General features: G+C 70.7%; 22 protein-coding genes and 2 pseudogenes. 7 read left to right on the forward strand and 17 right to left on the reverse strand.

Going from position 1 to position 25,161, the window contains the following annotated elements; translation table 11 throughout:
* Positions 1-20: 20 nt before the first annotated feature.
* The 3 genes and pseudogenes from DNL27_RS12335 to DNL27_RS01950 all read right to left on the reverse strand — a co-directional run.
* Positions 21-299 (reverse strand): annotated as a pseudogene (locus tag DNL27_RS12335) (IS1380 family transposase); the annotation flags it as partial.
* Between the two features lie 79 nt (positions 300-378).
* Positions 379-1,124 (reverse strand): annotated as a pseudogene (locus tag DNL27_RS01945) (IS5 family transposase); the annotation flags it as partial.
* A 108-nt stretch (positions 1,125-1,232) separates the two neighbouring features.
* Complete coding sequence (locus DNL27_RS01950) at positions 1,233-1,487, reverse strand: hypothetical protein (RefSeq protein WP_012397329.1); 255 nt, start codon at positions 1,485-1,487, stop codon at positions 1,233-1,235.
* 705 nt (positions 1,488-2,192) lie between these two features.
* Here DNL27_RS01950 and ilvD point away from each other — a divergent pair.
* Both ilvD and DNL27_RS01960 read left to right on the forward strand, forming a co-directional pair.
* A complete protein-coding gene (ilvD, locus tag DNL27_RS01955; protein WP_112234554.1) occupies positions 2,193-4,031 on the forward strand; it encodes a dihydroxy-acid dehydratase in 1,839 nt (612 codons plus the stop codon).
* A gap of 155 nt (positions 4,032-4,186) precedes the next feature.
* Positions 4,187-5,674 (forward strand): sodium:alanine symporter family protein, encoded by a 1,488-nt coding sequence (locus DNL27_RS01960; protein WP_058955714.1) that lies wholly within the window; start codon positions 4,187-4,189, stop codon positions 5,672-5,674.
* A gap of 155 nt (positions 5,675-5,829) precedes the next feature.
* On the opposite strand, the gene DNL27_RS01965 is transcribed toward DNL27_RS01960, so the two are convergent.
* Positions 5,830-7,080, reverse strand: coding sequence for a hypothetical protein (locus tag DNL27_RS01965; RefSeq protein WP_112234555.1), 1,251 nt, complete (start codon positions 7,078-7,080; stop codon positions 5,830-5,832).
* Between the two features lie 156 nt (positions 7,081-7,236).
* Between DNL27_RS01965 and DNL27_RS12540 the strand changes: the two genes are divergently transcribed.
* Positions 7,237-7,806, forward strand: a complete 570-nt coding sequence (locus DNL27_RS12540; protein ID WP_126341227.1) for a hypothetical protein — start codon at positions 7,237-7,239, stop codon at positions 7,804-7,806.
* A gap of 113 nt (positions 7,807-7,919) precedes the next feature.
* Here DNL27_RS12540 and DNL27_RS01975 read toward each other — a convergent pair whose 3' ends face one another.
* Both DNL27_RS01975 and DNL27_RS01980 read right to left on the reverse strand, forming a co-directional pair.
* Entirely contained in the window at positions 7,920-8,636 is a 717-nt protein-coding gene (locus DNL27_RS01975) for a succinate dehydrogenase/fumarate reductase iron-sulfur subunit (RefSeq protein WP_112234556.1), read from the reverse strand.
* Positions 8,636-9,655, reverse strand: coding sequence for a hypothetical protein (locus DNL27_RS01980; RefSeq protein ID WP_112234557.1), 1,020 nt, complete (start codon positions 9,653-9,655; stop codon positions 8,636-8,638). Before DNL27_RS01980 ends, DNL27_RS01975 begins: the two co-directional genes overlap by 1 nt.
* 282 nt (positions 9,656-9,937) lie before the next feature.
* Here DNL27_RS01980 and DNL27_RS01985 point away from each other — a divergent pair, with 282 nt between their 5' ends.
* Positions 9,938-10,351 (forward strand): hypothetical protein, encoded by a 414-nt coding sequence (locus DNL27_RS01985; protein ID WP_012397336.1) that lies wholly within the window; start codon positions 9,938-9,940, stop codon positions 10,349-10,351.
* 361 nt (positions 10,352-10,712) lie between these two features.
* Here the strand turns inward: DNL27_RS01985 and DNL27_RS01990 are convergent, their stop codons facing one another.
* The gene (locus tag DNL27_RS01990; protein WP_204360318.1) at positions 10,713-11,258 is read right to left on the reverse strand and encodes a DinB family protein; all 546 of its coding nucleotides are present in this window, start codon (positions 11,256-11,258) and stop codon (positions 10,713-10,715) included.
* A 264-nt stretch (positions 11,259-11,522) separates the two neighbouring features.
* On the opposite strand from DNL27_RS01990, the gene DNL27_RS01995 reads away from it, so the two are divergent.
* The gene (locus tag DNL27_RS01995; RefSeq protein ID WP_012397342.1) at positions 11,523-12,587 is read left to right on the forward strand and encodes an alcohol dehydrogenase; all 1,065 of its coding nucleotides are present in this window, start codon (positions 11,523-11,525) and stop codon (positions 12,585-12,587) included.
* 239 nt (positions 12,588-12,826) lie between these two features.
* On the opposite strand, the gene cls is transcribed toward DNL27_RS01995, so the two are convergent.
* From cls to DNL27_RS02030, 7 genes are all read right to left on the reverse strand, one after another.
* Positions 12,827-14,317, reverse strand: coding sequence for a cardiolipin synthase (cls, locus tag DNL27_RS02000; protein WP_112234559.1), 1,491 nt, complete (start codon positions 14,315-14,317; stop codon positions 12,827-12,829).
* 12 nt (positions 14,318-14,329) lie between these two features.
* Positions 14,330-14,845, reverse strand: coding sequence for a GNAT family N-acetyltransferase (locus tag DNL27_RS02005; protein ID WP_112234560.1), 516 nt, complete (start codon positions 14,843-14,845; stop codon positions 14,330-14,332).
* Between the two features lie 55 nt (positions 14,846-14,900).
* Entirely contained in the window at positions 14,901-17,198 is a 2,298-nt protein-coding gene (gene purL / locus DNL27_RS02010) for a phosphoribosylformylglycinamidine synthase subunit PurL (RefSeq protein ID WP_112234561.1), read from the reverse strand.
* Positions 17,199-17,340: 142 nt separating this feature from the next.
* Complete coding sequence (gene purQ / locus DNL27_RS02015; protein ID WP_112234562.1) at positions 17,341-18,132, reverse strand: phosphoribosylformylglycinamidine synthase subunit PurQ; 792 nt, start codon at positions 18,130-18,132, stop codon at positions 17,341-17,343.
* A gap of 2 nt (positions 18,133-18,134) precedes the next feature.
* The gene (gene purS, locus DNL27_RS02020) at positions 18,135-18,392 is read right to left on the reverse strand and encodes a phosphoribosylformylglycinamidine synthase subunit PurS (protein ID WP_012397347.1); all 258 of its coding nucleotides are present in this window, start codon (positions 18,390-18,392) and stop codon (positions 18,135-18,137) included.
* A 148-nt stretch (positions 18,393-18,540) separates the two neighbouring features.
* A complete protein-coding gene (locus tag DNL27_RS02025) occupies positions 18,541-19,239 on the reverse strand; it encodes a pentapeptide repeat-containing protein (protein WP_012397348.1) in 699 nt (232 codons plus the stop codon).
* Positions 19,240-19,312: 73 nt separating this feature from the next.
* Entirely contained in the window at positions 19,313-20,683 is a 1,371-nt protein-coding gene (locus DNL27_RS02030; RefSeq protein ID WP_112234563.1) for a CitMHS family transporter, read from the reverse strand.
* A 173-nt stretch (positions 20,684-20,856) separates the two neighbouring features.
* Here DNL27_RS02030 and DNL27_RS02035 point away from each other — a divergent pair, with 173 nt between their 5' ends.
* The gene (locus DNL27_RS02035) at positions 20,857-22,572 is read left to right on the forward strand and encodes an ATP-binding protein (RefSeq protein WP_112234564.1); all 1,716 of its coding nucleotides are present in this window, start codon (positions 20,857-20,859) and stop codon (positions 22,570-22,572) included.
* Positions 22,569-23,225, forward strand: coding sequence for a response regulator (locus DNL27_RS02040; protein WP_112234565.1), 657 nt, complete (start codon positions 22,569-22,571; stop codon positions 23,223-23,225). The genes DNL27_RS02035 and DNL27_RS02040 overlap by 4 nt, the downstream gene beginning before the upstream one ends.
* Positions 23,226-23,238: 13 nt before the next feature.
* Here the strand turns inward: DNL27_RS02040 and DNL27_RS02045 are convergent, their stop codons facing one another.
* Genes DNL27_RS02045 through DNL27_RS02055 form a run of 3 tightly spaced genes read right to left on the reverse strand, consistent with a single transcriptional unit; the run spans position 23,239 to position 25,011 of the window.
* Positions 23,239-23,598: a Rieske 2Fe-2S domain-containing protein gene (locus tag DNL27_RS02045; protein WP_112234566.1), complete on the reverse strand. Its 360-nt coding sequence runs from the start codon at positions 23,596-23,598 to the stop codon at positions 23,239-23,241.
* Positions 23,595-24,503, reverse strand: coding sequence for a 3-methyladenine DNA glycosylase (locus DNL27_RS02050; RefSeq protein ID WP_112234567.1), 909 nt, complete (start codon positions 24,501-24,503; stop codon positions 23,595-23,597). The genes DNL27_RS02045 and DNL27_RS02050 overlap by 4 nt, the downstream gene beginning before the upstream one ends.
* The gene (locus tag DNL27_RS02055; protein ID WP_012397354.1) at positions 24,496-25,011 is read right to left on the reverse strand and encodes a MarR family winged helix-turn-helix transcriptional regulator; all 516 of its coding nucleotides are present in this window, start codon (positions 25,009-25,011) and stop codon (positions 24,496-24,498) included. Before DNL27_RS02055 ends, DNL27_RS02050 begins: the two co-directional genes overlap by 8 nt.
* Positions 25,012-25,161 lie beyond the last annotated feature (150 nt).

Raw genomic sequence — 25,161 nt, forward strand, 5'->3', positions numbered from 1 at the left:
CGACATGCCCAGAAGGCAGGTGGACCCAGGCACTGTCCCTCAGATTGGCGTTGGCCTGGGATCACCGGTGCCGTGTCAGTGGTGCTGGCGGTGGTCAACAGTGCGTTCAGGCCGGGCACCCCAGAGTGCCCGTGACCCGAGCCCTGCTTCTGGTAACCGTGGACCTCGATGATGGCGTCGTCCACGTCAACGAACACGAATCGTGGAGCCGGGCCGGTATCGGTCGAGTCACTCAGCAGTGGGGCCCGCTGAGTCAGCCCGGCCAGGAAGCGGGAGGCGACCGCGTCGAGCTGGCGGATGCGCATTAAGAGTTGGTCTCGTAACTCGGTCGCCTGGCGCGGTCGGCGGAGGGTGATGAGCGTGACGGCGAGCAGGGGGCAGCGGGAGCAAAGTTGCCTCGGTGCGGTCGTAGCGAAGCCCGAGGCGCTTGAACCGCAGCACCCAAGAAATGGTGCGCTCCACGACCCAGCGTGCCGGCCCGGATGGGTCTTGGCCTCGGTGCCGCGCCGGGCGATCCGAACCTTGATGCCCCGCCGATGCAGGTAGCGGCGGCACCTCGGGTAGTCGTAACCCTTGTCCGCGTGCAGCTTCTCCGGCCGGCGGCGAGGCTGCCCTGGGCGACCACGGCGAACGCGCACTGCCGGATTGGTCTCCAGCAGCGGCTCAAAGAGCTTGCTGTGGTGCGTGTTGGCTGCTGAGGCCAGTACGTGCAGGGGGAGGCCGGTCGCGTTGGTGAGCAGGTGGTACTTCGTCCCCGGCTTCCCTCGGTCGGTGGGGTTCGGGCCGGTTAGCTCGCCCCCCTTGGCCCGTACGGACACCGCGTCGATGCTGGCCCGGGACCAGGCGAGGATCTCCTGCTTGGAGAGCTCCTCGAGCACGGCCCGGTGCAGCTTCTCCCACACCCCGGCCTCCTGCCACGCGCGCAGCCGGCGCCAGGCGGTGTGACCGGATCTGCACCCCAGTTCCACGGGCAGGTCCCGTCAACGGCACCCGGTGTGGAGTACGAACAGGATCCCCTCCAGGGCCGCCCGGTCCTCGATCCTGGGGCTACCACCGGGCCCTCGAGGCGGTGGCTGGGGAGGGATCAGCGGAGCGATCAGCTCCCACAGACGGTCATCGACCATCCGCGACTGCGTCCGCGTCGTCCTGCAGGCACTGTGAACCGTTCCCAGGCAGGTGGGCAACGATCGATCAGGTTTTGAGACCAGGTCTACGGTGAAGAAGCGCAGGAATCAGCCCAGCGTCGAGGGCGCATGACAGGCGTTGGAGAGCCGCCTCATCGCCGCCCGGCGTGAGATGGCCATGTTGTGGAAGCTGTCGGCGTCGGCGCACCTGCCGGCCACCAGGGCAGCGGCTTTCGCACCGGCGTTGGCGGCCTTGTTCGTGGGCACCGTCAGCTGCCGACCGGCCAGTGAATGCAGGCCCGCCTCGGCCGCAAGTTTCATCACCGGCGCCAGCCCCGCGGAACCCACGAGAGGGGGGCTCATCCAAGGAAGCTGACAAGGCAGAGCGGGGGAGGGAAAGTGGCATCTGCGAGATGCCTTCTCATCGCGGTGGAACGGAATCTTGGGCAAGTCCCATTCTTCCCGGTCAGACAAGCAATTTCGTACAGAATGACGTTCCCCCACCCAGCACAGCGCCTCGGGCCTTCCTCGTCGGGGTGGTCGCGGCGTACGCGATGTAACCGGTGTCGGCAATCCACCCGACGTCTTTGGCGATCTGGGTCCAGCTGCCCGGGCCGAGGGGGTCCAGAGGCGTGCCGAGCACCGGGACCGGCATCGAGAAAGCAAAGAGGGTCCGTTCAGCGTGGCGGCGACCTGGGTGTTGAGGCACTGCTCGTGATGTGTGCCGGAGCAGGTCGGGTGGACGGTGATGGCGCGGTTGCCGGTTGGGGTGTAGGTTCCGTCGACCCGCACGACCCGCACGACCCGCACGACCCGCACGACCCGCACGACCCGCACGACCCGCCCCGGGCGACGTCGGCAGGGTCCGGGGGGGTACGACGCCGCTCTGACGCTTCCGCAGGCGCGGCGCCTTCGTAGCCTCCTTGTATTGAGTCCGCTATGTGAGATGCGTGCCCGAGATGTGAAACCCGCTGCGGGGCCGCGCGTAGGCTGGTACGCAACACGTGTGCCGGGGCGGGGTCTAGAGTGACGCCCCGTCCCGGCACTGTCTTTCGGGAAGGAACCACAGTGCCGCAGCTGCGTTCAGCAACGTCCACCACCGGCCGCAACATGGCGGGAGCGCGTGCCCTCTGGCGTGCCACCGGCATGGGGAGCGAGGACTTCGGAAAGCCGATCGTGGCGATCGCGAACTCGTTCACGCAGTTCGTCCCGGGCCACGTGCACCTCAAGAACATGGGTGAGCTGGTGGCGTCCGCGGTCCAGGAGGCCGGAGGCGTGGCCAAGGAGTTCAACACCATCGCCGTGGACGACGGCATCGCCATGGGCCACGACGGCATGCTGTACTCCCTGCCCTCCCGGGACATCATCGCCGACTCCGTGGAGTACATGGTCAACGCCCACTGCGCGGACGCCCTGGTGTGCATCTCCAACTGTGACAAGATCACCCCGGGCATGCTCATGGCCGCACTGCGGCTGAACATCCCCGTGGTGTTCGTCTCCGGTGGGCCCATGGAGTCCGGGGAGGGTGTGGAGGGCGTGGTGGAGCACCGCGTGGACCTGGTGGATGCCATGTCCCTGGCCGTGGACGAGTCCGTCACGGACGCGCAGCTCGCGCAGATCGAGGAGAACGCGTGCCCCACGTGCGGCTCGTGCTCCGGGATGTTCACCGCCAACTCCATGAACTGCCTCACCGAGGCACTGGGACTCTCCCTGCCCGGCAACGGCACCACGCTGGCCACCCATGTCAACCGCAAGCGGCTGTTTCTGGAGGCCGGCCGCCGTGCGGTGGAGTCCGCCAAGAAGTACTACGAGCAGGACGACGAGTCCGTGCTGCCGCGCAACATCGCCACGAAGGCCGCGTTCGAGAACGCCATGGCTCTGGACATCGCGATGGGCGGCTCCACCAACACCGTGCTGCACATCCTCGCCGCCGCGCAGGAGGCGGAGGTGGACTTCAACCTCTCGGACATCGACGCACTCTCCCGCCAGGTCCCGTGCCTGGCCAAGGTGGCGCCGAACTCCACGACGTTCCACATCGAGCACGTGCACCGCGCCGGCGGCATCCCCGCGATCCTGGGGGAGCTGCGCCGCGGCGGGCTGCTGAACGAAGACGTCCACACCGTGCACTCGCAGACCATGGGCGAGTGGCTGGACGAGTGGGACATCCGCTCGGGCAAGGCATCCGACGCCGCCAAGGAGTTCTTCCTGGCGGCACCGGGCGGCGTGCGCACCACCCAGGCGTTCTCGCAGGCCAACGAGTACGAGGACCACGACGTGGACGCCGCCGAGGGCTGCATCCGCTCCGTGGAGCACGCCTACACGAAGGAGGGCGGGCTGTGCGTGCTCTTCGGCAACATCGCCGAGGACGGCGCCGTCATCAAGACGGCGGGCATCGACCCGGAGCTGTTCCACTTCACGGGCCGGGCGTTCGTGGTGGAGTCCCAGGACGAGGCCGTGCACGAGATCCTCTCCAAGAACGTGAAGGAGGGGGACATCGTCGTCATTGCGTACGAGGGCCCCAAGGGCGGCCCCGGCATGCAGGAGATGCTCTACCCCACCAGCTACCTCAAGGGCCTGGGACTGGGCAAGAAGTGCGCGCTGATCACGGACGGCCGCTTCTCCGGTGGCACGTCCGGGCTCTCGATCGGCCACATCTCCCCGGAGGCAGCGGCCGGTGGTGCCGTGGGTCTCATCGAGCACGGTGACGAGATCGAGATCGACGTGGAGAACCGCGTGCTGCGCGTCAACGTGGACGACGCCGAGCTCGCGCGCCGTCGCCAGGAAAAGGGGGACGCCCCGTGGAAGCCCACCAAGCCGCGTGAGCGCAGGGTGTCCAAGGCGCTGAAGGCGTACGCCTCCATGGTCACGAGCGCCGACAAGGGCGCCGTGCGCGTCGTGGAGGACTGACCCCTCGCAGCGACCCCGGATGGTCTCGGCCCGGGTGGGAATCGGATAATCTGTGCTGAATTGGTGTGGCAGCACACATTCTTTTCCTACCCGGGCCCTCGCGCGACTGGAACAGTCCCACGGCCCGGGCATCCCCGAAGATCCCGGAGTTTTCCATGGAAGCACTGACCGAACTCGTCGGAACGGTGGGCGAGTACGTCTGGTACGTCGTCTTCGCCGTCCTCATCGGCGTGGGCCTGTACCTGACCGTCCGCACCAAGGCCATCCAGCTGCGCGGCATCCCCGAGATGTTCCGGGTGCTCACCGATCCGGCCGGTGAGGAGGACGGGCGCAAGGGCATCTCCTCGTTCCGTGCGTTCACGGTCTCCGCCGCGGCCCGCGTGGGCACGGGCAACATCGCCGGTGTGGCCATCGCCATCACTCTGGGCGGCCCGGGTGCGGTGTTCTGGATGTGGATCATCGCCGCGATCGGCGCGGCCAGCGCGTTCGTGGAGTCCCTGCTGGGCCAGCTCTACAAGGTCAAGACGTCGGACGGCTACGTGGGCGGCCCGGCGTACTACATGGAGCGCGGGCTCAACAAGCGCTGGATGGGCGTGCTCTTCGCGGTCATCATCACCGTGACCTACGGCTTCGTGTTCAACTCCGTGCAGTCCAACTCGATCGTGGACGCCGTGGCCGGCTCCTTCAGCGTGGACGTCACCGAGGGCCAGAACATGTGGCTGCGCGTGGTGCTGGGCCTGGCGCTGGTGGTCATCACCGCCCTGGTGATCTTCGGCGGCATCCGCTCCATCTCCGCGGTGACCCAGATCCTCGTGCCCGTGATGGCCGTGCTGTACCTGGTGCTGGGGCTGCTCGTGGTGGTCCTGAACATCACCGAGATCCCCGCCATGTTCGGCATGATCATTCAGGGGGCCTTCGGCATCCGCGAGTTCATCACGGGCGGTCTGATCGGCGTGATCATCCAGGGCATGAAGCGCGGACTGTTCTCCAACGAGGCCGGCATGGGCTCCGCCCCGAACGCCGGCGCCACCGCGTCCATCTCCCACCCGGCCAAGCAGGGCTTCGTGCAGTCCCTGGGCGTCTTCTTCGACACCATGCTGGTGTGCTCCATCACCGCGTTCATCGTGCTGCTGTCCAACCCCACCTACGGTGACCAGCGCCAGGGCGCGTCCCTCACGCAGACCGCGCTGGGCATGCAGCTCGGCGACTGGGCCGTGCACTTCCTGACCGTGGCGATCTTCCTCTTCGGCTGGTCCTCGGTGATCGGCAACTACTACTACGGCGAGTCCAACATCCGCTTCATGACGCGCTCCCGCGTGACCATGGGCGTCTACCGCTTCGCCGTGCTGGTGTGCGTGTTCATGGGCGCGGTGCTGGCCCTGGACCTCGTGTGGTCGCTCGCGGACCTGTTCATGGCGTTCATGGCCACGCTGAACCTGATTGCGCTGGTCATGCTCGCGGGGGTCGCGGCCAAGGTGCTGCAGAACTACATGGACCAGCGCAAGGCCGGCGTGGAGCCCGTGTTCAAGGCGGGCGACGTCCCCGGCCTCCACGGCCTGTCCGCGTGGGACGGCACGGACACCGTGACCCTGCCGATCTTCTGGGAGCAGCGCACGCAGGAGAAGAACGCCGCCCGCGGCTGAGCCCTCCCGCGGGTGCGCGGCGGATCCTTCCGCACCGGATCACGACGCCGCCCGCTCCCGTTCACGAGGAAACCCCCGGCCGCTGCCGGGGGTTTCCTCGTACCCTGCCCGGCAGCGCGGGCGGGGTGGCCTGCCGGGGCGACCCGGCGGCGTCGTCAGGAGGAGGACTTGTCCTCGCCGAGCTCGCGCTTGACCTGGACCTCCATGGCGCCGGTGAGGGCCTCGTTGTCCGCGGGGGACTCCTCGGTGGCGTCGCGCAGCTGGTTCTCGTTGTACTCGGTGAACTCCTTGCTCTCGTCACCGCGCTTGGTCATGAGGGCGCGGATGCGGGTACGGCGCCCGGCCTCGACACCGATGGCCTTGCGGTTGCGGAACCACCACACGAACATGACGACCACCAGGATCATGCCCACGTAGCCGATCACCGGGTAGACCACGCTCATCAGCGTGCCGAAGCCCACCAGGCTGATCACGTAGCCCAGGGCGCAGATGCCCAGGAACACGGGGACGTAGCGCTTGCGGTGGTTGACTGTCATGCGGCGGCCCAGCGCGTAGAACATGCTGATGGTGGTGTTGTAGATCATCAGGAAGGTCACGAGCACCATGGCCAGGGAGGCCACCGGGTGCATGCTCTCGAAGAGCTTGAGCATGGGGACGTCCGCGTCCCCCACGGCGTTGAAGTTCACGAGCAGCGCGAACGCGTTCATCACCAGCAGGATCGTGTAGACCACGCCGCCCAGCAGGCCGCCGCGCCCGGCGTCGCGCGGGTCCAGGGTGTTGCCGCCGATCATCAGGGACATGGACACGCCCAGCATCAGCGCCATGCAGGTGTAGTTGATCGCGGAGAGCCACCACGGGCTCACGGGGGAGTCGGCCTGCACGGCCAGATTGCTCATGGCGTTGAGGTCCACGGGCAGCTGCATGAGGGTGTAGACGAACGCCACGATCACGGCCACGAAGATCACCGGGGTCACGCCGGAGATGATGTTGGTGACCTTGTTGACGTCCAGCAGACCGGTGAGCATCACGATGGCCACCATGATCGCGGAGCCGATCCACGCCGGGAGCCCGAACTGCTGCTCCAGGGTGGAGCCCGCGCCGGCGAGCATCACGATGCCCATGGCCAGCAGGGTGAGGGACACGGAGATGTCCAGGAAGCGGGAGACCACGGGGGCGGAGACGGAGCGGAACACCCTCAGGTGCTCGTCGGCCAGGAAGTAGCTGCCGATGTTGATGATCACCGCTCCCGCCGTGATCATCAGGATGCCCGCCATGACGGCTCCCGCGAGCCCCCAGAGGCCGAACGAGACGAAGTACTGGATGACTTCCTGGCCCGTGGCGAAGCCGGCGCCCACCATGAGGCCGATGAAGGCCAGGGCGACTTGGAGGGTTTTCTTGGCGGACACGAGAGCATCTCCTCGAGGGGTGGGTGAATGTCGTGGCGCGCACGCCGCGGCGTGACAACCTGTCGGGCCAAGCATAGAGAGTGCGCCGGAGCCGGATCGCCCGGGCCCCGCGGCGGTGGGATACTCGAGGGCGGACGACGAGTGGAGGGAGTGGCCGTGGTGCAGCAGTGGCAGTCGGATCTGGAGGCCTGGGCGGCGGGGTGGAACGCGGTCGCGCAGGACGCTTCGCCGCGCGAGGTGCGGGCGTGGGACGGCGCCCTGCCCGGTGGGCGCGGTCACGGTGCGGTGCTCGTGTGCGGCCCCGGGCAGGCGGAGGGGGTCCGGGCTGCGGCACGGGCGGCGGGCCGGGAGGTGCTCGCCACCGAGGTGCTGCTGAGCGGTGACGTCCAGGAGCTGGACCGCGGGCTGGACTTGCCCGGGGACGCCGGGATGTTCGACGCCCCCATGGGGGACCACCTGCGCTTCGAGGTGGACGAGTGGGGCTGCCCCGTGGCGCACTCGACCCTCTCCGTGCAGGGGGACGTGGCGTTCATGGGGCCGCTGGTCGCGGGCACCGCCGAGGACCGGGACCCCGCGGAGGTGGTGGACCCGCTGGTGTCCGCGATGGCCAACGAGGCGTTCCTGGCGGACGCGCAGCGGCTCTACACCGTGGTGCCCGAGGAGGACGTTCCCGGGCGTGAGCCCCAGGGGTGGCGGCGCGCGGCCGCGGTGCTGCGGCTCTCCTGAGCGGGTGGCACCACCACAGCGGGCCTGAGCGGGCGTTACCACCAGCGCGCGCCGGAGCAAGCCGCACCAGCAACGCACGCGTGCGGCATGCCCGGGTGCCCCGGAGTGCCGCGTCAGTCCTGCGGGTCCCCGGGCGCCGGGTACCGGTCCGGGAAGCTACGGTGCAGGTTCTCCCGGGCCACCGACGTGAGGTTCTCCAGCGGCAGCCCCGCCGGGCACACCTCCGTGCAGTCGCCCAGCAGGGAGCACGGCCCGAACTCCTGGTCCGCGGCGTCGAGCACCTTGGCGGCGCGCTCGTCGCGCTCCTCGGGGGTCTTGGCCAGCGGCGGCAGGTGCTTGAGCATGGTCCCCACGAACAGCTGCCCGGAGCCGTTGGGGCACGCGGCGATGCACGCCCCGCAGCTGATGCAACCTGCTGTGTTCAGGGCCTTCATGGCCAGCGGGAACTTGGCCTCCTTGGACACCCGACGCAGGGACTTCTTGTCCACGGCCAGGTCCTTCTTGACCGGCAGCGCCCCCGCGCGCATGGGCTCGACGAAGATCTCGTCCCCGTCCCGGTATGCGTTCAGGGACTGCATGCACGAGGCCCTGTTGCGGTCCGGGCCGTGCGGGACACCGTCCACGGTCACGCCGCACTTGCCGCAGATGCCCTCGCGACAGCCGTCGTCGAAGCTCACCGGCTCTTCACCCTGGCGCTCAAGCGTCTCGTTGACGGAGTCCAGCAGCTCGAGGACGCTCATGTCCTCGCGCGCCTGGACGGGGTGGACGGTCTCGAAGCCCCCGGGGGTGTCGGCGTCCGGCTGGCGCCACACATGAACGGTCAGCAGCATCAGCGCACCACCTTTAAGAATACGGCCAGGGGAATACTTGCGTTGCCCACGGCAACGACGGCGCCCGCGGCCTTCGCGGCCACGTCCACCTGGCGCACGCGTTCCGCGGTCCCCGACAGCCCGGTGTCCAGCGCGGCCGTGCGGAGCCCGTGGACCATGTGCCCGGCCAGCGCGGCCATGGAGGCCGTGTAGAACACCGCCACCACGGGCCGGGAGAGGCTGCCCACCAGGTTCCCGTAGGCGTCCCCGTGCTCGAAGGAGCGCGCCGCCGCCGGGCGGGTGCCCGTGGTCAGGTCCAGCACGTGGTAGGTCACGAACAGGCCGAGCACCGCACCCGTGGAGCGCATGGAGCGGGCGATGACCCGGGGGACCGAGCGGCGTCGTCCCCGGGGGCGACGACGGGGTGCGTCGGCCTCGAAGCGGCCCGGGAGGAAGGCGCCGTCGAGCGGCGCGCGGCGGTAGACCTGCGGTCTGCTCGTCGGCATTCCGGCTGACTGCTCGGGCACGCCCCCGGGTCGCCCGGGCAGCGCGAGGTGGGGGCGCCGGTCCACCCCCGTGGCGATCTGCCGGGTGACCTGCCGGACGGTGCTCGCCACGGTGCGACCCTCCCGGCGCATGCTGCGCAGCGTGAGCTCGGTTCCCGCGAGAACGTGCACGCCGGCGCTCGTGAGCAGCCCGATGCGCGCCGCCCACAGCAGCGTGTTCGTGGGCAGGACCGGCGCGCCCGCGTGGCGCAGCAGCAGCGCGTACCGGTTGTACCGCTCCCGGCCCAGGTAGACCTGCATGTTCCCGGCCATGTGCCCCACGGTGAACACACTCAGCACGGTCCCGGAGGCGGCCATCGCGAGTTTCAGGTCCGGGTTCGACGCCGCTCCCAGGGTGGGTGCCCACGCACCTGCGGGTGCCGGGGCGGCGTCGTCGACCCCGTGCGGTGCGGTGGGGGCGGTTGTAGCGCGCGGGGAGCCGGCGGAGCCGGGCGCGGCCGCGCGGTCTCGCTGGGGAGGCGTGGTGGGAGTCATCACCTGCCAATCCTAGGAGTTCGGGCGGGTGGGGGCAGTTCCGGAAGTCACACGCGGTCATTCCCCGTTGCGCGCTGGGTGCGGCAGCCACGCCGGGGCCGCACGACGCCGCTGCGGCGCGTCCCGGGCTCACGTCCCCGTGCGTCGTGGTCGGGGCGGTTGCGCCGTGCGTCCCTTGAGGTGCCGGCCGTGGTGTGTGAGCGTGGAGGCCATGCAGCCCGTATACGACCACCTCGCGGCGGAGTACGAGCGCGCGTTCCCCACCAAGCTCAGGAGTGCATCATGAGCAGCAAGGCCAAGGAATGGGGCGCGCTGGCGGAGCTGTGCCTGGTGCTGGCGGGAGCCCCGCTGGCGGTAATGGCTCCCCACGTGCTGTGGCAGGTCTTCGGGGAGCACCAGGCCACCGGGCCGCTCACCCTGCTGGCGCAGTTCCTGGCCACGTGCGTGGTCCTAGTGGTGCTCATGATGGTGGACACGCTCGTGGACGCCGCGTTCCTGGCCCTGACCCGGAGCCGGGTGGCCACCCAGATCTGCTCCGCCGTCGTGTTCGTGCTGGTGATTGCCGCGCTCTTCTCCGTGTGGGTGCCGTGGTCCGTGGGGCTCGTGCTGGTCAGCGTCGTCTCGGCACTGCTGGTGCTGTTGTTCTCCAAGCTTGTGACCGAGCGGTACCAGGGATTGCTGGAGCGGGACGGCTGAGCGCGGGGCCGTGATGGCTTCGATCTCCAGACAGCGGACCCCGGCCACCAGAGGCGAGTCATAGCAACATCGCGAGCGCCCCGACGGGAGAACATCACGAAGCGGAGCACTGCCCGGAAGTGGGACCGCGCCCAAACCTGTGTCGGCTGGGTTGCCATCCTCCTTCTAGGGATCAGCCTGACGGGCAGCGACCTGGGCATCGGGCCGGTCAACGTCTCTCACTCGCCGCGGCTGGGCGGGCTCGTGTTCCTCGTCGCCCTCCTGCAGATCGGCGTGAACATCCGCCGGGATGTGCGGGCGGCACGGCAGGCGGCGTCCCCCTAGACGTTCCCGTCGGCACCAGGGGCAGGGATGCTTCCCCTCATTCCCCCGTGACCCCGTCGAGCGCCTCGCGCAACAGGTCCGCGTGGCCGCAGTGGCGGGCGTACTCCTCGATCATGTGGGTGATCACCCAGCGCGCGCTCGTGCCTCCGCCGACGGGCCGTTCCACCGGGGCGTCCAGCGGGTTGGCGTGCTCCGCGGCGAAGAGGACCCACCGCTGCCGGGACGTCTCCACGGCGGAGGCCCAGAGGGCCCGCAGCTGCGTCGCGTCGTCGTCGGGGGCCGAGTTCCAGTCCCAGTCGGGGTCCTGCTGCCACTCCACGGCATCCCACGGTGAGCACGGTTCACCCCCGCTGAGCACGTGGCAGAACCAGTGGTCCTCCACGTAGGCGAGGTGTTTGACCATCCCGCCCAGCGTCATGGTGGTGGGCAGCGGAGTGCTGTGCAGCTGTTCCGTGCTCAGTCCCTCCGTCTTCCAGCGGATCGTCGCGCGCAGGAAGTCCAGGAACCCGAACAGGGTGGTGGTCTCGTCCCCGTGCTGGGGCGGTTCCGGGCGGCCGTGCTCGTCCATGGTGAGTGATGTCATGCGGCTCACACTAGGTCTCGCGGCACCCGACCCCCGTGCGCCACACCGGCGGACGCCGCCGCCGGGTCCCGTCCGTCTCGTCGGCCGCGCCAGCCCCGCGGCGTCGCGGTGCGCAGGGGCGGGGTCTGGGCCGCCGGGCGCAGATGTTACTCCCGAGTTGAAATGGTCCCGCGAGCCGGTGTTCTCCCGGTGTGACGCGGCCTACAGTGACAGTGCAGCCCACATGTGAAGTGCACATCCGAACACGCTGCAAAGGAGTCAGCCATGAAGGTCTTCGGTCACGCAGAGCCCGGTGCCCCGGCGGAGGAGATGGACATCGAGCGTCCCGCGCTGGAGGGCACGGACGTCCTGGTCCGGGTCACGAACTCGGGAGTGTGCCACTCGGACGTCCACTGCCAGGACGGGTACTTCGACCTCGGCGACGCCGGACGCCACGAGCTCACCGCCGCGGGGGCCCAGTACCCCGTGGTGCTCGGCCACGAGATCGTGGGGGAGGTGGTGGCCACCGGTCCGGACGCCACCGTGCAACCCGGTGACACCAAGTACATCGTCTACCCGTGGATCGGGTGCGGCGAGTGCCAGGCGTGCCAGGAGGACCGGGAGAACTACTGCAGCGGGAAGAAGCGCAACCTCTCGGTGCAGCTGGACGGCGGCTACGCCGAGGAGGTTCACGTCCCGGGAGAGCGCTACCTGATCCCGCTGGGCGACATCGACCCGTCCTTCGGTGCCACGCTCGCGTGCTCCGGGCTGACCTCGTACTCCGCGGTGCAGAAGATCATGCCGGTTCCCGCGGACAAGCCCGTGGCCGTGATCGGCGCCGGCGGCGTGGGACTCATGACCATCGCCGTCCTCAAGGCCCTGGGCCACGAGAACATCGTGGCCGTGGACATGAGCGAGGCCGCGCTGCGCAACGCCACCGCGGTGGGCGCCTCCGCGACCGTCACCGTGGGCGGGGAGAACCTGGTCAAGGACATCGTCGCGGCCGGCGGGGAGAAGATCGCCGCGGCAATTGACCTGGTCAACAACGGGGACACCTCCAGCGCCGCGCTGTTCGCCATGGCCAACGGCGGCACCCTGGTGAGCGTGGGGCTGTTCGGTGGTCAGTACTCGTTCCCCACCGCGCTCGCGGCGTTCAACCTGCTGAACATCCGCGGCAACTTCGTGGGCAGCCTCCCGGAGCTCAAAGAGCTCGTGAAGCTCGCCCAGGACGTGGAGCTGCCCCGGCCGCCCATCATGGAGGTCCCGCTCAGCGCCGAGCAGGTCAACGCGTCCCTGGACGGCCTGCGCAACCGCACGCTCAACGGCCGCGCGGTGCTCGTGGCGGACTGACCCCGCACCGGGTCCTGGACCCACCGCGCACGACGACGCCGTCGCCGCCCCGATCTCACGGGCCGGCGACGGCGTTCGTGCACCCGGGCGCACAACGCGCACGCGGGCACACCCCCAGCGCGGCCCGCCCCCCATGCCGCACCCGGGCCGCCCGACTCCGTGTGGACAGCACGGAGTCGGGCGACGCCGAGGGGACGGACGGTGCCCACCCGGCCGTGCGGCGTCGTCGTCGGAAGCGCTCAGAGCAGGCCGGAAGTGAGGCGGCAGACGTTCTCCACGAACTTGCGTCCCAGGGACCGCTTCTCCCAGGCGTCGAGGTCCAGGCGCGTGGAGTGCGCGGTGAACTGCTCCACGATCCGCTCCATCCGCTCGCGGAACCCGTGGTCCACGATCATCACGGAGACCTCGAGGTCCAGGGCGAACGAGCGCTCGTCCATGTTGGAGGAGCCGATCACCGAGACGATGTCGTCCACCAGCACGAACTTGGCGTGCAGCACCGTGGGGGAGCTGTAGCGGTGGATCTCCACCCCGGCGCGCGCGAGCTCCGAGTAGTAGGAGTTCTGGGCGTGCTGCGCGAGGAACTGGTCCGAGGTCTCACCCACGAACAGTTGGATCCGCACCCCCGCCTGGGCCTCCGTGGTGAGCGCGTGCAGCAGGGACTCGTCCGGCACGAAGTACGGGCTGGAGATCACCACGCGGTGGTTGGCGTTGTAGATCAGGTGGTTGAACAGCCGCAGGTTGTTCTCGGTCTCGAACCCGGGCCCGGAGGGCACCACCTGCGCGAACATGGGCCCGGAGGCCTGCTCGAGGGCGGCGGGGGACTCGTCCAGCAGCAGGTCGTCGGTCTCCGAGTACCAGTCCGAGACGAACACCGCGTTGAGCTCCGTGACCACGGCGCCGGTGCCCCGGATCATGAGGTCCTTCCACTGCCGGCCCTTCCGCACGTTCTTCGCCTTGTTGTACGAGCGGTGGATGATGTTCTGCGACCCGGTGTAGGCCACCTGCCCGTCCACCACCAGGATCTTGCGGTGGTTGCGCAGGTCCGGGCGCTGCCACTCACCGCGCCACGGCCGGACGGGGAGCATCCGCCGCCACGGCACCCCGGAGCGGTCGAACTCGCGCACCAGCTCCGCGTAGCCGGGGTAGCCCAGGGACCCCACGTGGTCGATGAGGATGCGCACCCGCACACCGCGCTCGTGGGCACGGATCAGGGCGTTGAGCAGGTCCCGGGAGACGTGGTCCACGGCCACGATGTAGAACTCGAAGTGCACGTAGTCCGTGGCGGCGTCCACCTCCGCGGCCATCCGGGCCATGGCGAGGTGGTTGTCCGGGAGGATCTCGAAGTCGTTGCCGCCCACCATGGGAAGCGCCCCGAGGTTCTGGTTGAGCTCCGCGGTGGTGCGCACCCACTCCGGGTACCGGTCGAACTCTGGGCCCGGGGTCACGCCCTCGGGGGTGTTCTCCTGGATCACGTGGTTCATCCGGGCCTGCTTGGCCATCCGGGCCCGGGGCAGGCGGCTGGAGCCGATCACCACGAACAGCACGATGCCCGCGTACGGCACCAGGAAGATGCCCAGCAGCCACGCGAGCGCCACGGAGGGCCGCCTCTGGTGGGGGATCCAACCCAGCGCCACGAGCTTCAGCAGCAGGTCCAGTGCGACCAGCGCCAGCCGGATCCACTCCGGGGCGGTGTCCGCCGGGAGCAGGTCGAAGGGTATCCAGGGATTCATGGCAGCGTCTCGTCAGGGGCGGGGCAGACGGTACGAGATCTCAGAATCCGCGCAGTGGCGCCGCACGAAGCCGCGGCCCACCAGCAGCCGGTGGGCGGGTGCCATGTCCTCGGGCACGGCGGCGCGCACGGCCCGGACGCCCGGGACTTCGAAGGCCCGCTCCACGAGGGCGTCCAACGCCTCACCGGCCGGGCCCCGGCGGTGCGTCCCCGGCACCAGGGAACTCTCCATCTCGAACTCCCCGTCCATGACGGGGCCCGTGAAGCCGGCGGTGCCCGCCGCCTGCCCCGAGGCGCGCTCCACCACGGCCAGGCGCGTGTGCTCGGACTCCGTGACGAAGCGCTCCCCGGCCTCGATCGCACTGCGCGCCCAGACCGTGTTCTCCGCGGAGGAGAAGCCCCACGCGAAGTGGGTCATGGTGGGGGCGTCCGCGGCTGTCTCCAGCTCGTCACGCGTGAACGGACGCAGCTCCAGGTGATCGGCGTGCAACGGCTGCGGGGGTTTCGGTTGCGACAGTGGCTCCGGCATGGTGCGGCCCTTCCGTGGTCTCTCGTCCTGTCGTCTTGCGGTGGTCTCCCTGTCCTCAGCCGAAGTGGCGAGGCAGCGTGGACTCGTGGGCGCTGCGCAGCTCCTTCAGGCCCACCGCGAACTCGCCCTGGAAGTCCAGGGAGCCGCTCTCGGTGTCCACCACGCCGATCCTCGCGAACGGGTAGTTGCGCACGGTGCACATGTCCCGGAAGCGCACCTCCTCGGAGCGTGGCACGGCCACGACGGCGCGCGCCTGGGTCTCCGAGAACAGCAGCGTGAACAGGTCCAGGCCGTCCCGCTCGGCCACCTCGCCGAGGCCGATCCGGGCACCCACGCCGAAGCGCAGGGCCATCTCGGCGAGCGTGGCGGCGAGCCCGCCCTCGGCGACGTCGTGCGCGGCGTCGATCATGCCGTCCCGGGACATGTTGATCAGCATGTCCGCGAGCACGCGCTCACGCTCCAGGTCCACGCGCGGGGGTGTGCCGCCCAGGTGGCCGCGGATGCGCGCCCACTCGGAGCCGTCCAGCTCGTCCGCGGTCTCGCCCATGAGGTAGATCGCCTGGCCGTCCTCGCGCCAGCCCGAGGGGGTGCGGCGCGTGACGTCGTCGAACACGCCCATCATGGCCACCACCGGGGTGGGGTTGATGGCCACGCCGCCGGTCTGGTTGTAGAGGGACACGTTGCCGCCCGTGACGGGCACACCGATGGCCTGGCAGCCGTCCGCGAGACCGCGCACGGCCTCCGCGAACTGCCACATCACGTCCGGGTCCTCGGGGGAGCCGAAGTTCAGGCAGTCGGAGACCGCCACGGGGCGGGCGCCCGCGGTGGCCACGTTGCGGTACGCCTGGGCGAGCGCGAGCTGCGCGCCGTGGTACGGGTCCAGGCGGGTGTAGCGCCCGTTGGAATCGGTGGACAGGGCCACGCCCAGGTTGCTGCGCTCGTCCACGCGGACCACGCCGGCGTCGTCGGGCATGGCCATGGCCGTGTTGCCCTGCACGTAGCGGTCGTACTGGCTGGTGACCCACTCCTTGGAGCACAGGTTGGGGGAGGCCATCAGCTCGAGCAGCGCCGGGCCGAGCTCCGCCCCGGAGGGGCGCACGGCGTCCTCCGGGGACCCCGTGAAGTGGGCCGACTGCAGCGCGTCCTGGGACTCCGGGCGGGCGTAGGGACGCTCGTAGACGGGGCCGTCGTGGGCCACGGTGCGCGGATCCACGTCCACGATCACCTCGCCCCGGTAGTCGATCACCAGCCTGCCGGTGTCCGTGACCTCGCCGATCCACGAGTACTCCACGTCCCACTTGGCCATGACCGCCTCGAAGGCCTCGACCTTCTCCGGGGTGACCACGGCCATCATCCGCTCCTGGGACTCGGACATGAGGATTTCACCCGGGGTCAGCGAGGGGTCCCGCAGCAGCACCTCGTCCAGGTTCACCCGCATCCCGCCGTCCCCGTTGGAGGCCAGCTCGGAGGTGGCGCAGGAGATCCCCGCCGCCCCGAGGTCCTGGATGCCCTCCACCAGGGAGTTGGCGAACAGCTCCAGGCAGCACTCGATGAGCACCTTCTCCGCGAACGGGTCACCCACCTGCACCGCGGGGCGCTTGGAGGGCTTGGAGTCGTCGAAGGACTCGGAGGCCAGCACGGACGCACCGCCGATGCCGTCACCGCCGGTGCGCGCCCCGAAGAGCACCACCCTGTTGCCCGTGCCGGAGGCGTTGGCCAGGCGGATGTCCTCGTGGCGCATCACGCCCACGGCCAGCGCGTTGACCAGCGGGTTGCCCTGGTAGCAGGGGTCGAACTCCACCTCGCCTCCGATGTTCGGCAGCCCCAGCGAGTTGCCGTAGCCGCCCACGCCGGCCACGATCCCGTGCACCACGCGCTGGGTGTCCGGGTGGTCGATCGCGCCGAAGCGCAGCGGGTCCATCACGGCCACGGGGCGGGCGCCCATGGAGATGATGTCCCGCACGATCCCGCCCACGCCCGTGGCCGCACCCTGGTACGGCTCCACGTAGGAGGGGTGGTTGTGGGACTCGATCTTGAACGTCACGGCCCAGCCGTCCCCGATGTCCGTGACACCGGCGTTCTCCCCGATGCCCACCATGAGGTTCCGGCGCATCTCCTCCGTCACCTTGTCCCCGAACTGCTTCAGGTGCACCTTGGAGGACTTGTAGGAGCAGTGCTCGGACCACATCACGGAGTACATGGCGAGCTCGGCGGCGGTGGGGCGGCGGCCCAGGATCTCCTGGATCCGCTCGAACTCGGACTCGCTGAGCCCCAGTTCCGCCCAGGGCAGCTCGGTGTCCGGGGTGGCGGCGGCGTGCTCGACGGTGTCCAGGTTGAAGTGCGTTTCACTCATGACGTCTGCGGGTCCCTTACGTGAACGGGGTGGGAGGTGTGGTGCGGTCGCGCCGGTGCCCGGCGGGCGGGAGCGTGGCGGGGCTGCGCGTGCGAGCCGGAGCGGACGACGCCGCACGGGGCCTCCCGCGCGGCGCGGCGCCTCAGCGGGTCAGGTGCTCCAGGACGGAGAGGAACACGTCCAGCCCGTCCGTGCCCTCGCGCATGCCCACGGTCCCGGCGCCGGAGAGGTCCGCGCCGAAACCGGGTTCCACGGCGTGCTCGGGGTGCGGCATGAGCCCCACCACGTTGCCCCGCGCGTTGGTGATCCCGGCGATGTCGTTGCGGGAGCCGTTGGGGTTGCCGCCCGTGTAGCGGAACGCCACCCGGTGCTCGGCCTCGAGCTCGTCCAGGGTGCGCTGGTCCGCCACGTACTGCCCGTCCTGGTTCTTCAGCGGCACCACGATCTCCTGGCCCGGGGTGAAGCGCCCGGTCCAGGCGGTGTCCGTGGTCTCCACGCGCAGGCGCTGGTCCCGGCAGATGAACTTCAGCTGCTCGTTCTTGATCATGGACCCGGGCAGCAGGTGCGCCTCGGTGAGCACCTGGAAGCCGTTGCAGATCCCGAGCACGGGCATGGCGCCGTCCGCGCTCGCGGCGTCCACGATCCGGTCCATGAGCGGGGCGAAGCGTGCGATCGCACCCGCCCGGAGGTAGTCGCCGTAGGAGAAGCCGCCGGGCAGGACCACGGCGTCCACGCCCTGCAGGTCCTCGTCCGCGTACCACAGTGGCACGGCGGTGCCGCCGGCGATCTCCACGGCGCGGGCGGCGTCGCGGTCGTCCAGGGTGCCGGGGAAGGTCACCACGCCTACGCGCACGTCCGCGAGGCGGGAGTCCGGGGCGGGCTGGGAGAGGTCCGCCACCAGGGGCGTCTGCTCGGGGCTCAGGTCCTGGGCCACGCTCAGTGCTCCTCGGGCAGTGCGCTGACGTTGACCACGTCCTCGATCACCGGGTTGGAGAGCAGCTTCTCCGCAGCCTCGCGGGCCTGCGCGAGCACCTGCTCCGTGGCCTCGCCGTCCACGGTGAGCTCGAAGCGGCGGCCCTGGCGGACCTCGGTGAAGCCGCTGAGCCCGATCCGGGGCAGCTCGTTGGCAATCGCCTTGCCCTGCGGGTCGAGGATCTCCGGCTTGGGCATGACGTCGACGACGATTCGGGCCATGGAACGCTCCTTGCTGCGGTGGGGTGTGCGCCGCGCGGAGCCGGTGCCGTCTCACGCCGGGCGCATCCGGGGCGGATCCCCGGGCGACGACGACGCTCCGCGAGCTTGCGCACCCCACTCTAGTGGGTGCCCGCGCCCCGCCCCGGCATCAGCGGACCGTGATCCCCAGGTGCCGTGCGAGCAGGGGAGCGAGAACCTGCAGCTGGGCCTCGTGGACGACGCTCCCCCGCAGGGACTCCAGGCCGTCCAGCTGGTGGAACTCCAGGCCGCGCAGGTCCACTGCCTGCAGCTGCGCCGATCGGACGTCGAGGGACTGCGCGCTGCACTCGCGGAAGGCCACACGCTGCGCCCGGGCGCTGACCAGGTCCACGTCCCGGAACGTGCACCGTTCGAAGACGACGTCCTGGAGGGAGGCGTCGCGCAGGTTGAGGAAGTCGATCCGGCACCCGACCACCAGCACGGAGGACCAGGTGCTGCCGTGCAGCACGGCCGCGCCCGCACGGCTGTCGTGCAGCGTGACCGTGGACCAGGAGGAGTCCGGGGCGTCCAGGGTGGGGGCATGGGCGACCTGCACCGCGGTGTCGCGCAGCCGTGCGCCCTGCAGCACCGTGCCGTCCAGGTCCGCGCCGCGCACGTCGCAGTCCAGCAGCGTGAGGCCGTGCAGGTCCAGACCGGCCCATGCGGCGTCGTCGACCGTGAGGCCCTCCAGCGCGTCCTCCGCGCGGACGTCCCCGGAGAAGACCTCCACCGCGCGGGGCCGGCACGGTGCGAGCCGGGGCTCCGCGGCGTCGTCACCCGGTGACGTGCGGGGTGGGCGGTGTGACGGACGGCGGGCCGCAGGGTTCATGGGGCCACTGTACGCACGGGACGAGCGGGCCCACCCGGAGGTGGACCCGCTCGAAGCGGTGGGGGAGGCGCGCTCAGCCGATGGTCACCGCACCCACCACCACGGCCACGACCAGCATGACGAGCGAGACCACCAGGGCGCGCCACAGCACCTTCTTGTGGTGGTCGCCCAGCTGCACCCCGGCGAGGGACACGAGCAGCAGGATGGCCGGCACCAGCGGGGACTGCATGTGCACCGGCTGGCCCGTGATGGACGCGCGGGCCATGTCCACCGCGGGGATCCCGTAGTGCGCGCCGGTCTCGGTGAGCACCGGCAGGATGCCGAAGTAGAAGGCGTCGTTGCTCATGAAGAACGTGGCCGGGATGCTGATCAGCCCGGTCAGCACCGCCATGTACGGGCCCATCGAGGAGGGGATGACCTCCACGAGCCACTTGGACATGGCCTCCACCATGCCCGTGCCGGAGAGGATGCCGGTGAGCACGGCCGCGGCCATCACCATGGACACCACCGCGATCACGGAGGAGGAGTGGGACGCGAGCATCTTGCCCTGGTCCGACATCTTGGGGAAGTTCACCACCAGGGCGATCGCGCTGGCCACCATGAACAGGTACGGCAGGGGCGCCACGTCCGCCACGAGCAGCACCATCACGGCCACGGTCATGGCCAGGTTGAACCAGAACAGGCGGGGGCGCAGGGACTCGCGGTTGGGGTCCAGGGCGGTGTCGGTGAGGCCCTCGCCGGTCAGCAGCGGGGTGTTCGAGCGGGACGTGCCCGTGCCGGGGGCACCGGCGCCCACGGCCGCGCCGCGGCCCCAGCGGGCGGGATCGGCAGTGGCCAGGCGGCGTCGTTCGGAGCGGCCCAGCAGCACGGCGAAGACGAAGATGACCACCAGGCCCGCGGCCAGGGAGGGCAGCATGGGCAGGAAGATGTCCGTGGCCTCCACGTGCAGCGCGGCGGCGGCGCGGGCGGTGGGTCCGCCCCACGGGACGATGTTCAGGGCACCGTTGGTCAGACCGGCGATGCACGTGAGCACCACGGGGCTCAGGCCCAGGCGCTGGTACACGGGCAGCATGGCCGCGGTGACCACGATGTACGTGGTGGAGCCGTCCCCGTCCAGGGAGACCAGGGCGGTGAGGATCATGGTGCCCACCACCACCTTGGCGGGATCGTGGCCGGTGGCGCGCACGATGAGGTTCACGAGCTTGTCGAACAGGCCCACGTCGATCATCAGGCCGAAGTAGATGATCGCGAACATCAGCAGCGCGGCGGTGGAGGACATGTCCTTGACGGAGTCCATGACCATGTCCCCGATGCCCAGCCCGGCGCCCGCGAAGAGGCCGAACACGGTGGGCACGATGATGAGGGCGAGCAGCGGTGTGAGCCGCTTGGTCATGATGAGGCCCATGAACGTGGCGATCATCAGGAACCCGAGTACGACCAGCATGAGTCTCTCCTGGGGTCTGTGGGTGGGATGGGTGCACGGCGAACGTGCGGCTGATCACACCGTACGAGTGAGAGCCCGGTCACGTCCCCGTTGTGCTCATTGCCGGGGGTTGTGCTCATTGACACGTTTGTGCTCATTCTGCTCAGTGGTGTGGCGCACCCTAGGATGAGCGCATGAGCACGGCGCGCACCCCTGCGGGGACGTTCACCACCCGCATGATGGTGGTGCTGCTCGGCATCGTGGCCGGGATCGTGGTGCTGTGCCTCGCGGCGGTGCTCGTGCTCACGGTCGAGCGCGTGTACGACCAGTCGGAGCAGGAGGCCCTGGGCATCGGACGCACCCTCGCCGCGGACCCGGTGCTCGTGAGCGCGGTGGCGCGCGAGTCCGGCGCCCAGCACCTGGACGCCGGGACCCTCGTGAAGGGGTCGGTGCAGCAGCGCGGGGAGGCTGTGCGCCAGGGTACCGGTGCACTGTTCGTGGTGGTCACCAACGACCAGGGCATCAGGATGTCCCACCCCAACCCCGGCTCCCTCGGGCAGCCGGTCAGCACTGCCCCGGACGCCCTCGGCGGGCGCGAGTCCGTGTCCCGCGACGCCGGGACCCTGGGGGAGTCCGTGCGGGCGAAGGTCCCCGTGCGCCAGGGCGAGCGCGTGGTCGGCGAGGTCAGCGTGGGCGTGCCCGTGGCCACCGTCACCGGGCAGCTGCAGCAGGCGGTCGTGTCCATCCTCATCATCGCGGCACTGGCCATGGCGCTCGCCGCGGGGGCCGCGGCCCTGCTGGTCCGGTGGCTGCGCCGCACCACCCTGGGGCTGGAGCCCGAGGAGATGGCGCAGCTGGTGCGGGACCAGGAGGCCGTGCTCTACGGCGTGGAGGACGGGGTGATCGGCATCGGCCCGGACGGGCGGATCAGCATCCGCAACAAGGCCGCCCGCGTGCTGCTCGAGCTGCCGCGGCGCACCGAGGCCGCGGACGTCGTCGGCCGCCCGTACACCGAGGTGGGCTTCGACCCCGCCCTGACGGACGCGATCACCCGCCAGCGCAGCGGGGGCGCCCCGGAGGAGTCCGTGGTGCGCCTGGACACCTCCCACCGCACGATCCGCGCGCAGGTGCAGAGCGTGCACCGGGACGGCGTGGACCTGGGGCAGGTGGTCATGCTGCGGGACCTCACGGCCCTGGAGGACCTGCGCAGCCGGCTCAGCGCCATGCAGGCCATCACCGATGCCCTGCGCGCCCAGCGCCACGAGTTCGCCAACCGGCTGCACACCTTCTCCGGGCTGCTGGGCAACGGAGAGCACGAGCGCGCCCGGCAGTACGTCGCGGAGATCATGGCCTCGGGGCCCGTGCGGGACCCGGTGGAGAACGTCACCGCGGTCGAGGAGCCGTTCCTGCGCGCGTTCATCGGCGCCAAGGGCGTGCAGGCCCACGAGCGCGGCGTGCAGCTGCGGGTGGGTCTGGAGACGGCGCTGGAGGGCCAGCTCGTGGAGGCGCAGGACGTCACCGCGATCCTCGGCAACCTCGTGGACAACGCGGTGGCCGCGGTCATCGACTCCGCCCCCGCCCGGCAGGACGAGCGGTGGGTGGAGGTGGACCTGCTCAGCGAGGGCTCCACGCTGCACCTCGCCGTGGCGGACTCCGGCGCCGGGGTGGCCCCCGGCCTGGACATCTTCGCCTCCGGCGTGAGCACCCGCGCGGGCGCCGAGTCCGGGGTGCACGGCCACGGCGTGGGGCTCAGCCTGTCCCGCAGGCTCGCCCGCACCATGGGCGGGGACGTGTGGCTCGCGGACCCCGGCGGCGCGGAGGACGGGCTCGGGGCGGTCTTCGCGGCACGCCTGCCCGGGGTCCTCATCACCGCTGACACCGCACCCCACTTCCCGGAGGAGAGCCCGTGAGCGACCTCAGAGTCCTGATCATCGACGACGACTTCCACGTGGCTGCCCTCCACGTGGGCTACGTGAACGCCGTGCCCGGCTTCGAGGCGCTGCCCCCGGTGCACGACCTGCGCGCGGTGGCGGCCGCCGTCGAGGAGCACCGCCCGGACCTCATGCTCGTGGACGTCTACTTCCCCCAGGGCTCCGGGCTGGACGTGCTGCGCGCCGTGGACGTGGATGCTTTCGTGCTCTCGGCCGCTTCGGAGCGCGCGACCGTGGCGGCGGCGTCCCGGCGCGGGGCGCTCGCGTACCTGCTCAAGCCCTTCGAGCCCGAGGTGCTCAAGGCCAAGCTGCGGGCCTACGCGCGCTACCGGCGCCAGCTGGACGCCCCCGGGCCCCTGAGCCAGTCCGCGATCGACCGCGCCCGTCGTGCCATGACGGGTTCCGACGACGCCCCGGCGGGCACCGCGGCCTCGGCCACCGAGTCCGCGGTGGCGGATGCCGTTGCGGACGGCGGCGAGGTCACCGTGATGGACGTGGCCCGCGCGGTGGGGATCTCCCGGGCCACCGCCCAGCGCTACCTCTCCCAGATGGTGCAGCGGGGCGCGGTGCAGCTCGAGCTGCGCTACGGCAGCCGGGGCCGCCCGGAGCACCGCTACGTGGCGCGGGACTGAGCCTGGCCGGGACTCACACGTCCACCTCGAGAAGTCCGGCCACCTCCCGGCACGGGAGCTCCGGCAGGTTCTTGGCGGGGTCGGGCGGTGCGGTGCGTCCCAGGTCCAGGGCCAGTCGCGAGCCCTGGAACGTCCCCGCGAGGTCGAAGACCCAGTAGTGGTTGGGACACTCCAGCACATCCGCCCCGTGCTCCGCGGCCCGGCACACCGTGGCGCCCTGGTGCGGGCACGCATTGCGCAGGGCCCGCACGGTCCCGGCGGCGTCCCGGGTGAGCACCAGGGCGGTGTCCCCGACCCACACCGGGGCCGCGCTGGACGGTGCCGCGAGCGCGCGGGCCACCGCGGCGGCGCCGGGAACCTGCTGCCAGCTCACGCGGCGGCCTCCAGGATGCGGTCCGTGGCGGCGACCAGACGCTGCCGCAGCTGCGTGCCGCGCGCGGCGAACGCGCGCTGGCGCCGCACGTACTCGGCCTTGCCCTCGGGCGTCTCGATCCGCACGGGCTCGTAGCCCCGGTCCGCGAGGTCGTACGGGGAGGCCTCCATGTCCGTGACGCGCACGTCCCACGCGAGCTCGAAGCAGTCCGCGAGCAGCTCCGAGTCCACCGCGGGCAGCAGCTTGTACGCCCACTTGTAGAGGTCCATGCTCGCGTGCAGGCACCCGGGCTGCTCCATGGTGCGCTGGGTCACGCGCGTGGGCCGCAGCTCGTTGCGCTCCACGGCCTGCGGCTGGAAGAAGCGGTACGCGTCGAAGTGCGAGCAGCGGATCCGGTGGCTCTGCACCACGGCGTCCGTGCCGCTCGCGCCCAGGCGCAGCGCCGCGTTCTCGTGGCGCACGCCGTTCTCCTCCGCGCGGTACGCCATGGCCCACTCGTGCAGCCCGAAGCAGTCGAACGTGCCGGGCTTCGCCGCGGTGTTCGCCAGGATCTCGCGCGTGAACCTCACGGCCGTCTCCCGCTTGGCCAGGAACGCGCGCGCATCCACGACGACGCCGCTCGCGCCCTCCCGCGCGCCCGGCGCCGTGGGCTCTGCGGCGGTCGCGGGGCGGTAGAACTTCCAGTCAGCACGCTCGGGGGCGTCCAGCAGGACGACCCCGGGGCCCGGGTGCCAGCGGGTGAACTGCGCGGGGGAGAGCGTGTAGTAGGTGAAGAGGAAGTCCTCCACGGGGTGCTTCTCCCCGCGGGAACGGCGGTCCAGGAACGGTTCGGTCCAGCGGGAGACCCGGTGCCGGTGGGCCCGTTCCCTGCGGGTCCACTCCTCACGGGTGAGGACCTCAGGCACGGGTGCCGTCCTGCGCGTTCTCCTTCGAGGTGACGATCAACAGGTGCATCTCCTCGTTGAGCCGCTGCACCTGCTCCGCGGTGACCCGCAGCCGCTGCATCATCTCCTCCGGGACCTGCACGGCCCGCTCCCTCAGCGCCGCCCCCTCGGGTGTGACGGTCACGGCCAGGGCGCGCTCGTTGCCCGGGTCCCGCTCCCGGGTGATGAGCCCCCGGGCCTCCAGGCGCTTGAGCAGCGGGGAGAGAGTGGCCGAGTCCTGCATGAGGTCCTCGCCGAGGTCCTTGACCGTGCGCGGGTGGCGGTCCCACAGGGCCAGCATCACCAGGTACTGCGGATGGGTCAGCCCCAGCGGCTCCAGGACCGGGCGGTAGCTGTGCACCACCATGCGCGAGGCCACGGACAGGGAGAAGCACAACTGGTTGGACAGCGCCAGCGGGTCGTCGGCCGGGTCCTGGGGCGGGACGGTGCCCTGGGCTGGGGCGGCGTCCCGGTGGTCGGGGGAGGCCACGGGGTTGCGTGCCGCAGCGGACGGGGCCCCGTCCGCCGGGCCCGGCGCGGCTGCGGGGGCGTGTGCGGAACCCGCCGCGGCACAGGGACCGGGCGCCGCGGCGTCGTCGTTCCCGACGCCCAGGGGTGCGGTGTCGCGGGTCATGGGGTG

The sequence above is a fragment of the Kocuria sp. BT304 genome (assembly GCF_003290245.1).
Taxonomy (GTDB): Bacteria; Actinomycetota; Actinomycetes; order Actinomycetales; family Micrococcaceae; genus Kocuria; species Kocuria rhizophila_A.